The organism is Kribbella orskensis, assembly GCF_004342085.1.
Taxonomy (GTDB): Bacteria; Actinomycetota; Actinomycetes; order Propionibacteriales; family Kribbellaceae; genus Kribbella; species Kribbella orskensis.
In genome coordinates, this window is record NZ_SLWM01000003.1 from 270,171 (window position 1) to 287,478 (window position 17,308).

The window sequence follows — 17,308 nt, forward strand, 5'->3', positions numbered from 1 at the left end:
GCAGGTCCGTGGTGAATTACAGGTGTGTGGTTATCCACATGGGTATCCCCAGCTGTGCACAGTTTTCGGGGGAGTTGTCCCAGGTTGTCCCAGGGTCTGAACGGTTGGCCGCGAAGATCGGCCAAATCTGTGGACAAAGAACGTTTGATCACCGCTTTATCCACAGCTGGGGAGTACTGCGGGGCGTAACGTCGGCAGAGCCGGATCCCCGGCAACGGAGACGGGGAGGGTCTCACGATGTTCGTTCAGGTCATTCAGGGGCAGGTAGCAGATGCCGAGCAGGCGCACGCCGCGCTCGACCGGTGGGTCGAGGAGCTGGCGCCCAACGCGGCCGGCTGGCTCGGCACCACGGCAGGTGTCACCGACGACGGCCAGCTGATCGTGCTGGCCCGCTTCGAGTCGGAAGAGGCGGCCCGGCGCAACAGCGAACAGCCGGACCAGGACAAGTGGTGGGGCGAGATGTCGTCGCAACTGAGCGGCGCGGCCATCTTCCACGACAGCGACGACGTGGTCACCGATGTCGTCGGCGAGCCGGACTCGGCCGGCTTCGTCCAGGTGATGCAGGGCCAGGGCAACAATCCGGACCGGGCCCGTGAGCTGATGAACACCGACCAAGACAAGTGGGCTGCCTTCCGGCCGGACATCGTCGGCACGATGGCGGCGATGTACGGGGACGGCGAGTACACGATGGCGATGTACTTCACGTCCGAGGCCGAGGCCCGCGTGGGCGAGCAGAAGGAACCACCGCCGGAGCTGAAGGCGCAGATGGACGAGCTCAACGCGATGTCCACCGGCATGCCGACCTTCTACGACCTCAAGCACCCCTGGCTGTACTCACCCCGCTGAGGAGGGTGGTCAGGCGGGCCGCGAAGTCCGCGGGGAACTCGTGGGTGAGGCCGGGGACGCGCTCGATGCTGAGTCCGAACTCCGACAGCCGTTCGCCGGCCTCGTCCACAACCTCCAGCAGCTCGTCGTCGGTGCCGATCACGATGCTCGCCGGGGACAACGGGCCCTGAGCTTCCGCCGGCAGTTCCCGCAACGCCGGAGCCAGTACTACGACGCCTGCCGCGGGCGCGGGTCGTCCGGTCAGGGCCCAGTCGAGTGCCACCCGCCCACCGGCCGAGAACCCGGCGGCGATCAACGGCAGCCCGCGGAGTTCCCCGGGAAGCTGCTCGAGCGCCCGGGCCAGGTCCCGCTCGGCCGCTTCCTTGTCAGGCCAGGTCCGGTACATCGGAGACATCAACCGCGACGACTCCACCCCGACCAGCGCAAAGCCGATCTCGAGCACGCCAGCCCAGTCCCTCATCGCATGCGAAGCCCGCTGGCCGGCGCCGTGCAACGCCACCACCACACCCCGTACGCCGCCGCCGTCGTGCGGGAGCGCGACCAGAGGTGGGTCTTCGACGGTGATCCGGCGGTCGCGGGAGAGCTCCACCAGTTTCTGGAAGCCGGGGAGGTCCTGGAGGGGCGCCAGATCGTCGTCCTCGGTGAGGATCGACTCCTCCCACCAGCCGCCGTCGTCGCTCGTCTCCTGAAGGACCCGGAGCGCCTCGGCCGCTTCTCCGATCGACCCGAGCACGCACGCCCGGAGGTGCGCCAACTCGGCCGACCACGGGCGGAGCTCGGGATCCACGTTCTCCAGCAGGTCGAGCGCAACCGGCTGCAGACCCTCCTCGTACAGGGCGGCAACACGGTCGGTCAGCCGGTCGTAGCGGGCCTCGGGAGTGTCCATCCGACGATCCTGGCAGGCTTGGTCGAGGTTCGTCGCAAATATATGTAGACATCTACGTAGTGGCCTACGTATAGTTCTACGTAGGAGGAGAGAGACCATGCCGAACAAGACGATCTACGTTTCCGACGACGACCTGGCGCTGTACAAGCGGGCCCAGGAACTCGCCGGCAACCTGTCCCAAGCGATCTCCATGGCGCTGCGGCGGTACGTGGAGATGGAGGAAGGCCGGCTCGAGGGCTTCGAGGAGATCACCGTCCGGGTCGGGCGCGGAACAGGCCGCCAACAGCGGTTCTCCGGCGTCCTGATCGCCGAGGGCGGCCGCTCCAACAAGAGCGGTTACGAAGCCTTCAAGGTCTACCGCAGCCGGACCGGGAAGTTCGTCCTGCACGCCGACCGGCGCCAGCAGTACAGCAGCGTCACCACCGTCGACGGTGAGGAGCAGAACTTCACCGGCTGGCGGAGCTGGATCGGCAGCCTTGCCACCAACCAGACCTGGAGCATGGCGCAGGGCGAGGCCACGCTGCACATCGTCGAGACGGTCGAGGAACTGCGCGAGCTGATCCCGGCCGACCTCTACGCGATGGTCGAGGAGGCGGCTGACCAGCCCACCGTGGAGGACCTCGACATCTGACCTTCTACCACCCACCAGCCGAACACCGCTGATCCCACCAACGGCGGCTCGCAGCTCGAGCCGGCCGGCTGGATCAGCACGCCCTGAATCTCCTCCTCCGAACCCCTTAGGCCACCTGGGTCAGGTTCACCCTGCCCGAAAACAAGCGAGGAACCATGAACAGCTCAAACCCGGCGATCGACGTCCGCGGGCTGCACAAGTCCTACGGCGACAAGCTCGTGCTCGACGGCATCGACCTGAACGTTGCCGAAGGCACCATCTTTGCCCTGCTCGGCCCGAACGGCGCCGGCAAGACCACGGCCGTCCAGATCCTGTCCACCCTGATCACCGCCGACGCCGGCGAGATCCGGGTCGCCGGGCACGATCTGCACGGCGACCCCGAAGCGGTTCGCGCCGCGATCGGTGTCACCGGCCAGTTCTCCGCGGTCGACGGTCTGCTGACCGGCGAGGAGAACCTGATCATGATGGCCGACCTGTACCACCTCGGCCGCGGCGAAGGACGCCGCCGGGCAGCTGAGCTGCTGGAGCAGTTCGACCTGGCCGAGGCCGGCAAGAAGCTGGCCATGACGTATTCCGGCGGCATGAAGCGCCGGCTCGATCTCGCGATGACGCTGGTCGGGAGCCCGCGGATCATCTTCCTGGACGAGCCGACGACCGGGCTCGACCCGCGCAGCCGGCACAGCATGTGGCAGCTCATCCGTGAGTTGGTCGCCGGTGGTGTCACAGTCCTGCTGACCACGCAGTACCTGGACGAAGCGGACCAGCTCGCCGACCGGATCGCCGTACTGGACCACGGCAAGCTGGTTGCCCAGGGGACGCCGGAGCAACTGAAGCGGCTGGCACCGGGAGGACACATCCGGCTCCGGTTCAACGCGCCGGAGGAGTTCGCCCTGGCTAGCCAGGTGCTGCCGACGGCCGGCCGGGACGACGACGCACTGGTGCTCCAGGTGCCGAACGACGGCAGCGTGCACTCGCTGCGCGCCCTGCTGGCCCGGATCGACGACGCCTCCCTCGAAGTGGACGAACTCACCGTCCACACCCCTGACCTCGACGACGTGTTCTTCGCCGTCACCGGTCAGCCCACTGCCAACGCCACCACCGACACCGACGAGAAAGTGACGAGCAAATGAGCACCGTTTCCTACCCGATGGCCGACACCGCCACGATGCTGCGCCGCAACCTGCGGCACGCCCAGCGCTACCCCGGCCTGTCGCTCGGCGCCCTGGGGATGCCGGTCATCATGCTGCTGCTGTTCGGCCTCGTCTTCGGCGACACCTTCTCGGCCGGTATCGGCGGAGGCAGTGGCTTCGACTACATCGACTTCCTCACCCCCGGAATCCTGCTGATGTCCATCGCGTCCGGGACGATGTCGCCCGCGGTCGGCGCCGCGATGGACATGAGCGAGGGGATCGTGGCCAGGTTCCGGACGATGGCGATCTTCCGGCCGGCCGTGCTGGCCGGGCACGTGCTGGGCAACGTGATCGTGACGACCGTCAGCCTGGCCCTGGTGATCGGCTTCGCCATGCTGCTCGGGTTCCGCCCGAACGCGTCGCTCGGGGACTGGCTGCTGGCGAGCGGGTTGCTGGTCGCACTGACCTTCGCCCTCACCTGGTTCGCGATCGCCCTGGGCCTGAAGAGCAAGACCGCGGAGGGGGCGAGCAACATCGTCCTGCCGATCAGCCTCCTGCTGCCCTTCCTCAGCACCACCTTCATCCCGCTGGAGTCGATGCCGAGCGGCATCCGCTGGTTCGCCGAGTACCAGCCGTTCACCGTGATCATCGACACCCTGCGCCACCTGCTGCTGGGAATGCCTATGGACAGCGGCAACGGCTGGCTCTCCATCGCCTGGTGCGTTGCCATCGCGATCGTCGGCTACGCCTGGGCCCAGAAGAGCTACAACAAGGGCACCGTCGCGTGATTTCGAGGGTTTTGAGCGATCGCTCAAAACTGGGGCTATGCTGGCTCCATGACTGAGCCGCCCGCAGGACCCGACCCTCTCGACCATCATCAGTCCGACCTCGCCCCGGCTACCAGCTCTGGTAGCCGGGGCGGGCGTGCGTTCGCGCTCGGGATCGTGGCGGTGACCGCGGTGATCGCGCCGTTTCTCCTCGTCCGCTCGGACCGGTTCGACACCGCGGCCCTCTTCGTCGGGGTACCGCTGGTGCTGGCGGTGATCATCGCCCTGTCCCCGCCGGCCAAGAGCCTGCACGGGCTGACCTTTCGAGTCGTCACCTTCGGACTGCTGATCACCTCCGCCTTCCTGCACGAGGGCGCCGCCTGTGTGCTGATGGCCGCACCCCTCGTGTACGGCGTCGCCCACCTCGTCGCCGAGCTCGTCCGGCAGGCGCGGCAACTCCGCCAGCACCGCCGGGCCGCGCTGGCCGTAGTACCGCTGCTGCTGCTCGCGAGCCTGGAGGGCTCTGCCTACCGGGTCGACCCGGTCCAGACCGTGACGACTGAGCGGGTGGTCGCGATGTCCCCGGCGCAGGTCGAGCAGCGACTGCAGCGCGGCCCGGACTTCTCCGCGGCCAAGCCGTTCCTGCTCCGGTTGAGCGGCTACCCGACGCCGACCGCGGCCACTGGCGACGGGCTCGCCGTCGGGACCAGGTGGTCTTTCACGATGGCCGGCGGGCCGATCGTCACCGAGGTCACCGCCCGCGACAGCCGGCAGATCGAGTTCGCCGTGGTCTCGGACCAGTCGAAGGTCCAGCGCTGGCTCGGCTGGCGCGGAGCGGTCGTCCACCTCGCCCAGAGGGACAACGGCAACACTGCCGTCCGGGTCGAGCTGTCGTTCACCCGCCGACTCGACCCCAGCTGGTACTTCGGCCCGATCGAGGGCGCGATGGTCGGCGCCGGGCTCGACCACTTCGCTGACTCACTGGGCCTGGTCGAGTCCAGCCGTGACTGACCCAGCCGTACTGCGCTCGCTGTGTCTGCTGGTCGCGATCGGCCTCGTGCTCCTTCTATGGCGTCGGCCGAACCGTCGCCTGGCAGGAGCAGCTCTGCTGTCGTTCCTGGCCACCTTCGTCGGTATAGGTGCCGCCAACCAGGTCGCGATGGCCGCTGGCTGGTGGAGGTTCGAAGTACCGCACGGCCTCTTCCTGGGAATCCCGCTAGACCTATGGCTCGGCTGGGCCGTTCTCTGGGGACCAATACCGCTGCTGGTGCGACACCGCCTGCCCGTTTGGGTGTTGGTGCTCAGCTGCGGCTGGCTGGACGTACTACTGATGCCCCGACTCGACGGCCTCGTCCACCTCAACCACGACTGGCTGTACGGCGAACTGCTCGCCCTCGCGTTCGGCTTGCTCCCTGCCGTGCTCCTCGGCCGATGGACGGTCGACCGCCGCCGACTGACCGAACGCGTGCTCCTGCAGCTGATCACCTTCACCGGATTGGCCCTGTGGCTCCTCCCGTCAGCCGTGATGGCGCGGGGAGATGGCGAGTGGGGCCGCCTGGCAAGCGACCCGGTCTGGCGAGTTTCGGTGATCCTGCAGCTGATGGCCCTGGCCGCCGTACCGGCATTGGCGGCGATGGTGGAGTTCGCCGTGCGTGGCGGAGGTACGCCGTACCCATGGGATCCGCCGGGTGAGCTGGTGACCACCGGGCCGTACGCGTATGTGGCGAACCCGATGCAGCTGTCCGCAGTACTGATGCTCGGGTTGCTAGCCATCGGCACGCACAGTTGGTCGCTGGCCGGGGCAACGGCAGGCACAGTGGCGTTCTCGAAGTTCGTAGCCGATCCCCATGAGCGCAGTGAGCTGGCGGCTCGGCTGGGAGAGCGTTGGGTGGCGTATGACTCGCAGGTCAGGCCGTGGATCGTCCGGCGCACTCCCTACTACACCGGGTCGGCAACCTTGTACCTGTCGGAGACCTGCACGATCTGCCAGCAGACGCGGGACCTGGTGGAGTCCACAAAGCCTGTGGACCTGACCTTGTCTCCAGCAGAGGGTTGTACGGTGGCGGGGCTGCGGCGCGCTCTGTATGTGGGCCCGGACGGCCTGCAAGCAAGTGGGTTGGCCGCTGTCGCGCGCGGGCTCGAACACAGTGGCCCAGGGTGGGCCTACCTGGGCTGGCTGGCCCGGCTGCCTGTACTCCGTCAGTTGTTGCAACTGCTGCTCGACGGGATGGGTGGCGGGCCGCGCCAGTTGCCGACGGTGAAGGAGAGGTAATGGCGAAGGACACCCGGGCTGCCCTGCTGAATGCCGCACTGCAGACCATCGGCGAGCGTGGCTTCGCCGGGGCGTCCGCTCGGCACATAGCCACCGCGGCCGGGCAGAACCAGGCGCTGGTGTTCTACCACTTCGGCACCGTGAACGACCTGATCGCCGAGGCCTGCCGAACCAGTACCGAGCAGCGGGTCGCCCTCTACCGCGAACAGTTCGACCAGGCCGCCACCTTCGCCGAACTGCTCGCAGTGGGCCGCCAAGTGCACGTCACCGAACATGCCGAGGGCAACGTCGCAGTACTGGCTCAACTGCTGGCAGGTGCTCGCGGCAACGAGGTGGTCGGTGCGGCCGTCGCGGACGCGCTCAACCTCTGGGTGGCCGAGGTCGAGAAGACCCTGCGCCGGGTACTCGCCGACAGCCCGCTGCTGCCGCTGGTCGACCTCGGCGGTCTGGCCCGAGCGATCTCGGCCGGCTTCGTCGGGATCGAACTGCTCGAGGGTGTGGACGCCGACGGAGCCACCCGAGCGCTCAACTCACTCGAGCAGCTCGCAGTACTCACTGAGACCCTGCTGGCCGAGCTGGACAACCTCGGCCCGGTCACCAGCCGGCTGGTCAAGCGCAAGCTGAAGCCACTCACCAGCAACTGACCAACGGGCCCGGGCCGGCAGGGGTCGAGGCTCTTCAAGAAGGGGCGCCGAGAAGGTTCGCTCTGGTCCGGACGTGGCCCGGGACCAGCAGATCGCAATCGTCGTTGGTGACGGGTTCGCCGGCCACGACGCGGAGCGGGATCACACCAGTCCAGTAGGGCAGGTCGAGATCCTCCTCCTCGTCGTTGGCGGCACCGGCCCGGGTCTTCACGGAGGCCTCGGTGAGGGACAGCGCCAGGACCGAGGTCTTGGCGAGTTCCTTCCGGTTCGGCGGCCGGACCGCGGTGGACCGTCCGGGCACCAGGTGGTCCACGATCCGGTTCAGCCCGTGCAACTTCTCGTCCGGATCCGTGACGAGTCGCGGGACCCCGAAGATCACCGCGGACCTGTAGTTCACCGAGTGGTGGAACGCCGACCGAGCGAGCACCAGCCCGTCGGTGTGCGTGATGGTCACGCAGATCGTCTGCTCCGGGGCCGCGACCACGCTCCGCGCGGCCACCGAACCATGCAGATAGAGCGTCCCGTCCGGCCCTGAGTCCAGATCCACCCCGTACGCCGTCGGCAGCACCAGGGGGTATCCGTCGACGACCACGCCGAGGTGGCAGAACATCCCGTCGGTCAGGACCTCGGTCAGCGCCGCGCGATCGGAGGCGGCGCGCTCCTTCGACCGGCGCAGCGAGGTCCGGTCCGTCGGCTGGAGCGGCGTGGCGGTGGCGGCTGTTGCGTCGGTCAAGGTGGTCATGGTCCCAGCGTGGCGACTCAATGGCATGCTGGCACGGTCCATTCACCGACGAATCAGGTAGTCCACTTTGGACAGCTCGCTGCCACTGATCCTCAGCCGCGACGGCGCCGGCCCGCTCCACCTGCAGTTGGCCGAGCAGTTCCGCGCGGCCATCCGGGACGGGCGGCTCCAGGCCGGGCACCGGCTGCCGTCCACCCGCGATCTGGCGAAGGAGTTGTCGGTGTCGCGCACGGTGGCGCAGGCGGCCTACGACCAACTGCACGCCGAGGGCTGGATCGCGGGGAAGACCGGCTCGGGCACCTACGTCGCGGACGTAGTACCGCTGCAGCCGGCTCAGCGGGCGGCGCGACCACCGCAGCCGGAGGCTGAGGAACTGCTGTCGTTGCGGCCGGGGATCCCGTACATCGGGGCCGAGGCCGATCCGGGCTGGCGGCGGGCCTGGCGCGAGGTGTCGACCCAGGTCCCGGCGCGGGGTTACGACCATCCGGCCGGGTTGCCCGCGTTGCGAGCGGCCTTGGCCGAGCATGTGGGACGCGTCCGTGGAATCGCGTGCGGACCGGAGAACCTGCTGGTCACCAACGGCACCACGCACGGGTTGCGGCTGCTGCTGGCGGTGACCCGGGCCGCGGGCGACCGGATCGCGATCGAGGATCCGGGCTACCTGAACGCCGTCACAGCGGCCCACGACCACGGACTCCAGGTTGTGGACATCCCTGTGGATGAAGACGGCCTGTGGGTCGACGACCTCGGCCCGGACCTGGCCGCGGTCTACGTCACGCCGTCGCACCAGTACCCGCTCGGCGGCCGGCTACCCGTTGCCCGACGCAACGAATTGATCCGGTGGGCACGCCGGACCGGGGCGACGCTGATCGAGGACGACTACGACAGCGAGTTCCGGTACGACGTCGCGCCGCTGCCCGCGCTGGCCCAACTCGACCTCGACCGGGTGGTCCACCTCGGCACACTGTCGAAGATGCTGAGCCCTTCGCTCCGGCTCGGCTGGCTCGTCGCGTCGCCATCCGTGGTCGACCGGCTCGCCGACCATCGCGCCGCGTCGGGGGACTGGCCGGGCTGGCCGATGCAGACCGCCCTGCTCGCCATGCTCCGCGACGGCTACCTGGACCAGGTCGTCCGCCGCTCCCGCCGCCTGTACGCCGAGCGTCGCAACCACGCCTGCTCGGTACTGACGCCGTACGGGCAGATCGTCGGTCAGGACGCCGGGCTCCACATCACGCTGGTGCTGCCCGACTCGTTCGACGACCGGGCGGTCGCGGCGAAAGCCCGGGCAGCGGGTGTCGTGGTGGCCCCGCTGTCCGAGTACCGCCGGTCGATCCCAGGTCCGCCAGGCCTGGTGATCGGCTACGCAACCCCGTCCACCGAGGATCTCAACCGTGCGCTGCAGATCCTGAGTGGGGTACTCGAGAGCTGAGGGCTCAAGGCTTCGCCGGGTTGTCCCGCAGGGCCGGCTGGACCTTCGGGGTGTCGCCGTCCCAGGTGAGCTCGGAAAGCCACATCGTGCGGCCGGGTGGATCGACGCCGACCAGCGCGGGATCCCAGGCGTGGTACACGAACCAGTACCGGTCGTCCTTCACCAGCACCATGTTGTGGCCGGGCCCGGCGGCGTCGGCCGAGGTGGTCAGGATGGGATCTCCGGACTTCGTGCAAGGACCGGCTGGAGTCTCGCAGAGCGCGTGGCCGACGGCGTAGGTCTCCTTGTCGTAGGCGTTCGCCGAGTAGAAGAGGTGGAACTTCCCCTCCCGCTCGACCAGGTACGGCGCCTCGACCAGGTTGCCCTCCCATGGCAGCGTCTGCTTGATCAGCCGGGTGGTCTCGCCGACCAGCGAGAGCCCGTCGGCGGACAGCCGGGACACATAGATCCAGGTGTCGACGCCGATCGCGTTGCCGTCGTTCTTCCAGTAGAGCCAGCGCTGTCCGCTCGAGTCCTGGAACGGGCTCGCGTCGATCGAACCACCCTCAGCTGCCTGACAGATCAGGGGCTTGCTCGATTTGTCGCCAAAGGGACCTTGTGGCGCCGAGGCGACGGCGACACCCACACACTGCCGGTGCGACTCGTTGTCGTCGGTCGTGTAGTACATGACGTAGCGATCAGCAGCATGTACTGCGACCTCGGGCGCCCACACCTTGCCCGCTGTGGTCCAGTCGGGGAGCGACGGCAACGCATCACCCACCTGGTCCCACGCCACCAGATCCGTCGACCGCAGCGTCTGGATGTTGCCCAGCGGGCCGTTCGTGGCGAAGGCGTAGTAGCCGTCGTCCACCGCGATCACCTGGGGGTCGGCGAAGTTGCTGTCATATACGGGGTTCGTGAAGCCCACGGTTGCTCCTTCAGCGGCGCTGCCGGAGTCGCCACAGCCACCGAGAACCACCAGCAGCAGTAGCAACCCCGGCCAGCGCATCATCACTTGCTCGTGTAGAACCGCAGGTAGTCGAAAGTAGCCACCGGCGGCGGGTTGGACCCGATCTGGTCGCCGTGCGCGTAGAGCCCGAGCTTGGGAGTCACCCCGGCCGGCAGCACCCAGGACGCACCCCAGGTCCACTTCTTGCCGTCGATGCTCGTCCCGGCCCGGTACACGTGCTCGCCGGCCGCGTTGCGATGGTAGGCGAGCCGCATCCACATGGTCGGCGCCGGACGCCCGATCGCCGCGCCGCCGTAGCTGGTCGCACCGTCGGACGGACGGGCCACCAGTTCACGGCCGAACTCGGTCTGCCGCGTCCGCCAGATCGCCACGTCACCCAGCCGGGCGAAGTCGTCGTCGTTCAGGTACGCGATCATCCCGGCCTGTTGGTAGTTGCGAATGTCGTTCTCGCCGAGATCGAGGTGCAGCTTGGTCTCGGCGATCCACTGGTCGCCGGCGGGGACCTGGTGGAAGAGCAGGCCGGCGTTGTTGCCGGACCCGACCAGGTCGGTGTTCTGCAGCGGCCACGACAACTCGCCGTCGGCAACAACCGCGTTGGCGTCGGGGCGTACCCAGGACCACCCGGCGCCGAGCCCGCCGTCGGAGAACTCGTCACCTGCCAGGAGCTCGCCCGCTTCCGGTACGGCGGCCTCACGGCGTACGGGGTCTGCCACGGAGCGGACGGTGAGGTTGTCCAGCTCGGCCGAGCCCCGCCAACTCACCGGCGCCGACCGCACCTTCAACTCCGGTACTGCGAGTCGCGCCTCGGCGTAGAGGTCACCGAGCCCGGCATCGTTCACGCGAGCGGTGACGGTGGTCCCGGCGACCTGAACGCTGAGGTTGTTCCACTGCGAGCGGTCGAAGTCGGCGGGCAACGCCGCAGTGGCGGTACGCCCACCAGCCACGATGGTGATCTTGCTGCCGCTGACAGTGGCAACCACTGCGCCGCCACCGAGAACAGTGGTGAGGCTGTTTCCGAGTTTCACGTTCGCCTCGACCCGGACCGAGCCGCCAGGCGCAGCCTGCTTGGTCGTCGCCGCGCCCCGGATGGAAGCAGTAGGACCACCAAGCGAGTCACCAGCCAGCCTGGTCGCACCCCAGAGGCCCCTGGCGGGGTCGGTCGAGGTGATCCCGGCCGCGGAACCGGTGGTCGGCGCGGGCTGCGGGCTGTCGGACGGGCCGAGCCCGGCGCGGGTCCGCGGCCAACCGTCGATCCAGTCGATCCGGTCGATCAGCATCGGCCGCCGGTTGATCCCGAACGGGTCGGTCAGCCAGGGCGTCCCGCGGTCGATCGCGTGGTAGACGATGTGGTCCTGCCCGGCGGCGTCGGTGATGAACGCGTGGTGGCCCGGACCGATCCACTTGTTGCCGTTCTGGGTGATCACCGTGGTGCCACCGACGCGGGACTCGTTCAGGTCCGCGCCGTCCTTGTCCAGGAACGGCCCGCGCGGCGACTTCGACCGGCCGGCGAAGACGGAGTATCCGGTGGTCGGGCCCGCGCAGCAGTTCATCGACGAGCCCATCAGGTAGTACCAGCCGTCGCGGTAGACGACGTACGAGCCCTCGTAGCGGTCGCCGATCGTCACCTGGGTCGGGGTGCCGACCGAGTGCAGGCCGTCCGGTGAGAGTTCGGTGACGGAGATGCCGCCGTAGAAGCCGCCGGTGTAGAGGTAGCGCTTGCCGTCGGCGGCGGTGAGCATGGCCGGGTCGATCGTGCCGAAGTAGCCGCCGTTGCCGTCGGGCTTCGGTGCGACCACCGGGCCGTCGGTCGCGGTCCACGGGCCGGCCGGGGTCGGTGCCGTCGCCACGCCGATCGCGGGATCGCCGCCAGGGTTGGCGCCGGTGTCGGTGACGGTGAAGTACATGACGTACCGGCCGCCGAAGTAGCGGATGTCGGGAGCCCAGAAGAACGAACCCGGCGCGGCCCACGATGGCTTGGTGCTGTCGTCGAAGACCGTACCGAGGTACTCCCAGGAGCCGAAGTCCTTGGTCCGGGCCATGTGCATCAGCCCGAACGGGCCGTTGGCGACGAGCGGGTCGGAGGTGGCGTAGGCGTACCAGTAGCCGTCGCGGCCCTGGATGATCGCCGGGTCCGCGAAGGTGTCGGCGAACGAGGACGAGATCGCGTTCTGGGTCGTGATGGGTTGCGGTTCCGGCGGCGAGGCGGCAGCGGCCGTAGTACCGGCTGCCACCGTCGCCACGGCGACTGCCGCGGCCAGTAATCGCTGGCGGTTTCGAGGCACGGGCGGGTTCCTCTCAGAAGGTTGGTCAGCCTTTGATGCCGCTGTTCGCGACACCTTCGATCACATAGCGCTGGACGAAGACGTAGAGGATCAGCACCGGTACGGCGGCCACGGTCGCGCCCGCCATGATCACCGGGTAGTCCGTCGTGTAGGCGCCCTGGAGCAGGGTCAGACCGGCCGGCAGGGTGAGTCGCTCCGGGCTGAACAGCACGAACAGCGGCCAGACGAAGTCGTTCCAGTTCGTCAGGAACGACAGCACCGTCAGGGTGGCCAGCGCCGGCTTGGCGTTGGGCAGGATGATCCTGCTGAAGACGGTCCAGGCGTTCGCACCGTCGATCAGCGCGACCTCCTCGAGCTCCTTCGGGATGGCCAGGAAGAACTGCCGCATGAAGAACACCCCGAAGGCACCGGCCGCGCCCGGCACGACGAGCGCCCACAACGTGTCCAGCCAGCCGAGGTTGTCCATCAGCAGGTAGTTCGGCATCAGGAAGACGAACCCGGGCACGAACAGCGTCAGCAGGATGAAGCTGAAGATGGCGTTCTTGAACCGGAAGTTCATCCGGGCCAGCGCGTAGCCGGCCATCGACGCCACCATGACCACCAGGAGCGAGTGCAGCGCGGCCGCGGCGAAGCTGTTCAACGCCCAGCGCAGCACCGGGTTCTGGCCGCCAGTGGTGAGGATCTCGCCGTAGGCACGACCGGTCGGGTCCTGGGGGACCAGCGTCGGCGGATCTGCCTGCGACTCACCGACGGTCTTGAACGAGGTGATCACCATCCACAGCAGCGGGAGGATCACCAGCAAGGTCAGCAGGATCACCATCACCCAGAACGCTGCCGACGGACGGCGCCTCATGACTTACGCTCCCTGACCACGGCGAAGACGATCAGCGCGACGACCGCAAGACAGAGTGCCAGGAGGTAGCTCATCGCCGTCGCCTGTCCCATCCGGAACTGGCTGAAGCCGGTGTCGGTGATCACCATCAGGGCCGTCGTGGTCGTGTCACCCGGACCACCCTGGGTGATCAGCACCGACTGGCCGAACATGTTCGCGCTGGCCAGCAGGGTGATGATGACGATGAAGACGGTGACCGGGCGTAGTCCCGGCAGCGTCACGTTGCGGAACTTCTGCCATCCGTTCGCCCCGTCCAGCTCGGCCGCCTCGTACTGCTCGGGTGGGATGTCCTGCAGGCCCGCGAGGTAGATGATCGAGTTGAAGCCGGCCGTCCACCACACGGTCACCGCCACCAGCGCGACGAACGCCCAAGGCTGTTCGGTGGTCCAGCCGATCTCGGAGCTGCCGAACAGCCCGAGGAACGCGTTCAGGATGCCGAAACTGGTGTCCAGGATGTACCGGAACATCAGACCGATGACTGCCACGCCCAGCACGAACGGCGCGAAGTACACCGCCCGGAAGAACGTCCGGCCGGGGAACTTCCGGTTCAACAGCACGGCGAGACCGAGCGGCAACCCCACCAGGAAGGGCACCGAGGCGACCGTGAAGATCCCGGTCGCCCGCATGCTGTGCCAGAACGGCTCGGCCGTCGCCGACAGCGGGTCGAACAGGTCCTTGTAGTTCTGCAGTCCGACGAACGGCTTCCCCGGCAACTGGAAGTCCCAGTCGTGCAGGCTCATCCAGAACCCGAAGATCGCCGGCCCGATCACGAAGAGCAGGAACAGCACCAGGTACGGCGCCAGGAAGAGGTACGGCGTCGCCCGCCCGTACCCGCGGACCGCGGTGGAAGCGCGGGTACGGCGCCTGCGCAGCGCACCCGCACTGGCCTGGACCGTCATCCCTACGCGCCGTACTTCTTGCGGTTGGCCTCCAGGATCTTGTCCGCGCGAGCCGCCGCGTCGGACAGCGCCTTGCCCGGCTCCGTCTTCAGCAGCACCGATTCGTTCACGGCCTTGTCCAGCTCGGCCAGCGCGTCACCGATGCCGGGCACCGGCGGCGGGAAGTGCAGGTCGTCGATCTGGGTGGCCAGCGCGGCCTGCTCCGGCAGCGCCTTGAACTCGGCGGACTCCCGGACCTGCTTGCGGGCCGGCACCTGACCGCCCTTCGCCCACTCCAGCGACTTCTGGCTGACGTAGTTCACGAACACCCGGGCGGCGGTGGACTTGTTCTGGTCCGGCGTCTTCAGCTTCGGCAGCACGAACTGGTGCGAGCCGGCCCAGGCGGCCTTGGTGCCGCCGATGTTCGGCAGCGGGGCCACGCCCCACTCCAGGCCCTTCTTCTCCTTGAAGGTGTTGATGTTCCAGATGCCGTTCCAGACGAAGGCGTTCTTGCCGTTCATCACGGCGATGTTGTCGGCGTCCTGGGCGACGTTCTTCGGGCTGTGCCCGTTCTTCACCAGGTCGGTGAACCAGGACAGCGCCTTGACGCCGCCCTCCTCGTGCCAGGTCGCCTTGGAGGAGTCGGAGTTGAACAGCTCGCCGCCGAACTGCCAGAGCAGCGCCTGCACACTGAGCACGCCCGTGAACGGGAACGGCGTCGCCCAGTGGCCCTGGATGCCCTTGCTCTTGAAAGCATCCAGTGCGGCGGCGTACTCGTCGGCGGTCGTCGGAGGCTTCGCCGGGTCGAGGCCGGCCTTCGTCATCACTGCCTTGTTGTAGAAGAAACCCAGCGGGTGCACGTCCAGCGGGATGCCGTACCGCTTGCCGTTGTACTCGCCGGCCTTCCAGACGACGTCGGCGAAGTCCTCCTGCTTGAGCTCGAGCGCCTTCGCCACGTCGTCCAGCGGCTCGATCACGTTGCGCGCGGCGTTGGTGGCGAGCGAGTCGACGTGCATGATCGCGACCGCGGGGCCACGACCGCTGCTGACCGCGGTGGGCAGCTTGGTGTAGTAGTCGGCCCACTGCATCACGGTCATCTTGACCTTGATGTTCGGGTTCTCGGAGTTGAACTGGTCGACGATCTTGCGCATGTACGGGCCGTCACCGCCGGTGAAGCCGTTCCAGAAGTCGAGCTCGACGTTCGGGCCCTCGTAGCCCTTCGCGCCGCCGTCGCCGGTCGCCGGGGCCGCGCCGGGCTTGCCGGCCGATCCCTCGCCGCAACCGGAGAGGACTGCCGCGCTAGCACCTATTCCAAGTGCGCCGATCCCGCCCAGCACTAGTCGCCGGTTGATGGTGTTCACCGTGTACCTCCAGGGGAGAGCCTGATCATGTGCCACGAAGCAGGGGGCAACGTGGCCGTGCAGATGTCATTGGTGACCTCGGTGCCGTCGATCCCGCGAGGGACCACCCGGTCGGGGTCTTCGGCGGTGTTCACCGCGCTGCGGTCGTCGTCGTACAACGCGACGTGCTCGATCACCTGGAGACCCGGTTGCACGGGAACCTCCAGGTCGACCTTGTCGGTCTCGCTCCGGTTGACCACGAAGATCACCACCTCGCCGGTGCTCTCCTCGTACGTCGCTGTGCTCCAGAGCGCGGGGATCCGCCCGTAGGCCGGGGTGTCCACCTCGGGCCCGGCGATCTCGGTCCGCAGTACGGTCGAGCCGGCGTGCTTCGCGGTGAGGGCGAACGGGTGGAAAATCGTCTGCCGCCAGGCGGAGCCGCCGGGGTCGGTGCGGATCGGGCCGATCACATTCACCAGTTGCGCCAGGCAGGCGATCTTCACCCGGTCGGCGTGCCGGAGCAGGGTGATCAGCAGGCTGCCGACCACCACCGCGTCGTCGACGGTGTAGGTGTCCTCGATCAGCGGGCTCACCTCGCGGATGTCGAGGCCGAGCTCACCGGGGAAGCGCTGCTGGTACCAGACGTTCCACTCGTCGAACGACAAGGTGATCTCCTTGTCGCTGCGCTTGAGCGCCTTGACGTGGTCCGCGGTGGCGACCACCGAGCTGATGAAGCGGTCCATCTCCTCGGCGGCCGCGAGGAAGCTGGCCTGGTCGCCGCCGATCGGCTCGTAGTACGCGTGCAGCGAGATGTGGTCGACCAGGTCGTAGGTGCGCTCGAGGACGGTACGCTCCCAGTCGCCGAAGGTCGGCATGTGCCGGTTGCTCGACCCGCAGGCGACGAACTCGATGCCCGGGTCGACCCGGCGCATCGCGTTCGCGGTCTCCTCGGCGAGCCGGGCATACTCCTCGGCGGTCTTGTGGCCGATCTGCCAGGGCCCGTCCATCTCGTTGCCCAGGCACCACACCTTGATCGCGTGCGGCTCGGTCGCGCCGTTGGCGACGCGGCGGTCGGGCAGTTCGGTGCCGCCCGGCAGGTTGCAGTACTCGAGCAGCTCGACGGCCTCCCGGATACCACGGGTGCCGAGGTTGACCGCCCAGATCGGCTCGACGCCGGCCTTGCGGGACCAGGCGACGAACTCGTCGGTGCCGAACTGGTTGGGCTCGATCGCACGCCAGGCCAGGTCGAGCTTGCGGGGCCGGTCCTCCTTCGGGCCGACGCCGTCCTCCCAGTCGTAGTTCGAGACGAAGTTGCCGCCGGGATAGCGGACCGCGGTGACGCCCAGCTCCCGGACCAGGTCGAGCACGTCCTGGCGGAAGCCGTCCGGGTCGGCAGACGCGTGCCCCGGCTCGTAGATGCCGGTGTAGACGCAGCGGCCCATGTGCTCGACGAACGAGCCGAACAGGCGCCGGTCCAGCGCACCGACCACGAAGGCGGGATCGACCGCGAGTCGTGCCACTTGAGGTCCTCCAGAGATCTTTACAACGATTCACCCGGATTTCTACAACGATTGACATCGCTTGTAAAGGGGTGACCATTGACCGAGGTGGTCTTGTCGC

At 68.0% G+C, this 17,308-nt stretch carries 16 protein-coding genes; 8 read left to right on the plus strand and 8 right to left on the minus strand.

Going from position 1 to position 17,308, the window contains the following annotated elements; all coding sequences use genetic code 11:
* The first annotated feature begins 237 nt into the window (after positions 1-237).
* Complete coding sequence (locus tag EV644_RS10170; RefSeq protein ID WP_132189988.1) at positions 238-846, plus strand: hypothetical protein; 609 nt, start codon at positions 238-240, stop codon at positions 844-846.
* On the opposite strand, the gene EV644_RS10175 is transcribed toward EV644_RS10170, so the two are convergent.
* Positions 815-1,732 carry an alpha/beta hydrolase gene (locus EV644_RS10175; protein WP_132189987.1) on the minus strand — a complete coding sequence of 306 codons (918 nt, stop codon included), beginning with the start codon at positions 1,730-1,732 and terminating at the stop codon, positions 815-817. The two genes, EV644_RS10170 and EV644_RS10175, sit on opposite strands and share 32 nt — an antisense overlap.
* A gap of 97 nt (positions 1,733-1,829) precedes the next feature.
* On the opposite strand from EV644_RS10175, the gene EV644_RS10180 reads away from it, so the two are divergent.
* From EV644_RS10180 to EV644_RS10205, 6 genes are all read left to right on the plus strand, one after another.
* Positions 1,830-2,363: an EXLDI protein gene (locus tag EV644_RS10180; RefSeq protein WP_132189986.1), complete on the plus strand. Its 534-nt coding sequence runs from the start codon at positions 1,830-1,832 to the stop codon at positions 2,361-2,363.
* 155 nt (positions 2,364-2,518) lie between these two features.
* Positions 2,519-3,493: an ATP-binding cassette domain-containing protein gene (locus tag EV644_RS10185; RefSeq protein ID WP_132189985.1), complete on the plus strand. Its 975-nt coding sequence runs from the start codon at positions 2,519-2,521 to the stop codon at positions 3,491-3,493.
* Positions 3,490-4,281 carry an ABC transporter permease gene (locus tag EV644_RS10190; protein WP_132189984.1) on the plus strand — a complete coding sequence of 264 codons (792 nt, stop codon included), beginning with the start codon at positions 3,490-3,492 and terminating at the stop codon, positions 4,279-4,281. Before EV644_RS10185 ends, EV644_RS10190 begins: the two co-directional genes overlap by 4 nt.
* 48 nt (positions 4,282-4,329) lie before the next feature.
* Positions 4,330-5,271, plus strand: coding sequence for an SRPBCC family protein (locus EV644_RS10195; RefSeq protein ID WP_132189983.1), 942 nt, complete (start codon positions 4,330-4,332; stop codon positions 5,269-5,271).
* On the plus strand, positions 5,264-6,532 hold the full coding sequence (locus tag EV644_RS10200) for a methyltransferase family protein (RefSeq protein ID WP_132189982.1): 1,269 nt from the start codon (positions 5,264-5,266) through the stop codon (positions 6,530-6,532). Before EV644_RS10195 ends, EV644_RS10200 begins: the two co-directional genes overlap by 8 nt.
* Positions 6,532-7,176, plus strand: a complete 645-nt coding sequence (locus EV644_RS10205) for a TetR/AcrR family transcriptional regulator (protein WP_132189981.1) — start codon at positions 6,532-6,534, stop codon at positions 7,174-7,176. The genes EV644_RS10200 and EV644_RS10205 overlap by 1 nt, the downstream gene beginning before the upstream one ends.
* Positions 7,177-7,210: 34 nt before the next feature.
* Here EV644_RS10205 and EV644_RS10210 read toward each other — a convergent pair whose 3' ends face one another.
* On the minus strand, positions 7,211-7,918 hold the full coding sequence (locus EV644_RS10210) for a pyridoxamine 5'-phosphate oxidase family protein (RefSeq protein WP_241998449.1): 708 nt from the start codon (positions 7,916-7,918) through the stop codon (positions 7,211-7,213).
* Between the two features lie 67 nt (positions 7,919-7,985).
* On the opposite strand from EV644_RS10210, the gene pdxR reads away from it, so the two are divergent.
* The gene (gene pdxR / locus EV644_RS10215; protein ID WP_132189979.1) at positions 7,986-9,347 is read left to right on the plus strand and encodes a MocR-like pyridoxine biosynthesis transcription factor PdxR; all 1,362 of its coding nucleotides are present in this window, start codon (positions 7,986-7,988) and stop codon (positions 9,345-9,347) included.
* 4 nt (positions 9,348-9,351) lie between these two features.
* Here the strand turns inward: pdxR and EV644_RS10220 are convergent, their stop codons facing one another.
* Genes EV644_RS10220 through arfA form a run of 6 tightly spaced genes read right to left on the minus strand, consistent with a single transcriptional unit; the run spans position 9,352 to position 17,208 of the window.
* On the minus strand, positions 9,352-10,338 hold the full coding sequence (locus EV644_RS10220) for a glycoside hydrolase family 43 protein (protein WP_132189978.1): 987 nt from the start codon (positions 10,336-10,338) through the stop codon (positions 9,352-9,354).
* The gene (locus EV644_RS10225; protein WP_241998447.1) at positions 10,338-12,578 is read right to left on the minus strand and encodes a family 43 glycosylhydrolase; all 2,241 of its coding nucleotides are present in this window, start codon (positions 12,576-12,578) and stop codon (positions 10,338-10,340) included. The genes EV644_RS10220 and EV644_RS10225 overlap by 1 nt, the downstream gene beginning before the upstream one ends.
* Positions 12,579-12,603: 25 nt before the next feature.
* On the minus strand, positions 12,604-13,431 hold the full coding sequence (locus EV644_RS10230; RefSeq protein ID WP_132189977.1) for a carbohydrate ABC transporter permease: 828 nt from the start codon (positions 13,429-13,431) through the stop codon (positions 12,604-12,606).
* Positions 13,428-14,369: a carbohydrate ABC transporter permease gene (locus EV644_RS10235; protein ID WP_132189976.1), complete on the minus strand. Its 942-nt coding sequence runs from the start codon at positions 14,367-14,369 to the stop codon at positions 13,428-13,430. The genes EV644_RS10230 and EV644_RS10235 overlap by 4 nt, the downstream gene beginning before the upstream one ends.
* Positions 14,370-14,371: 2 nt before the next feature.
* A complete protein-coding gene (locus tag EV644_RS10240) occupies positions 14,372-15,709 on the minus strand; it encodes an ABC transporter substrate-binding protein (protein WP_132189975.1) in 1,338 nt (445 codons plus the stop codon).
* The gene (gene arfA, locus EV644_RS10245) at positions 15,706-17,208 is read right to left on the minus strand and encodes an arabinosylfuranosidase ArfA (protein ID WP_132189974.1); all 1,503 of its coding nucleotides are present in this window, start codon (positions 17,206-17,208) and stop codon (positions 15,706-15,708) included. The genes EV644_RS10240 and arfA overlap by 4 nt, the downstream gene beginning before the upstream one ends.
* Positions 17,209-17,308: the final 100 nt, after the last annotated feature.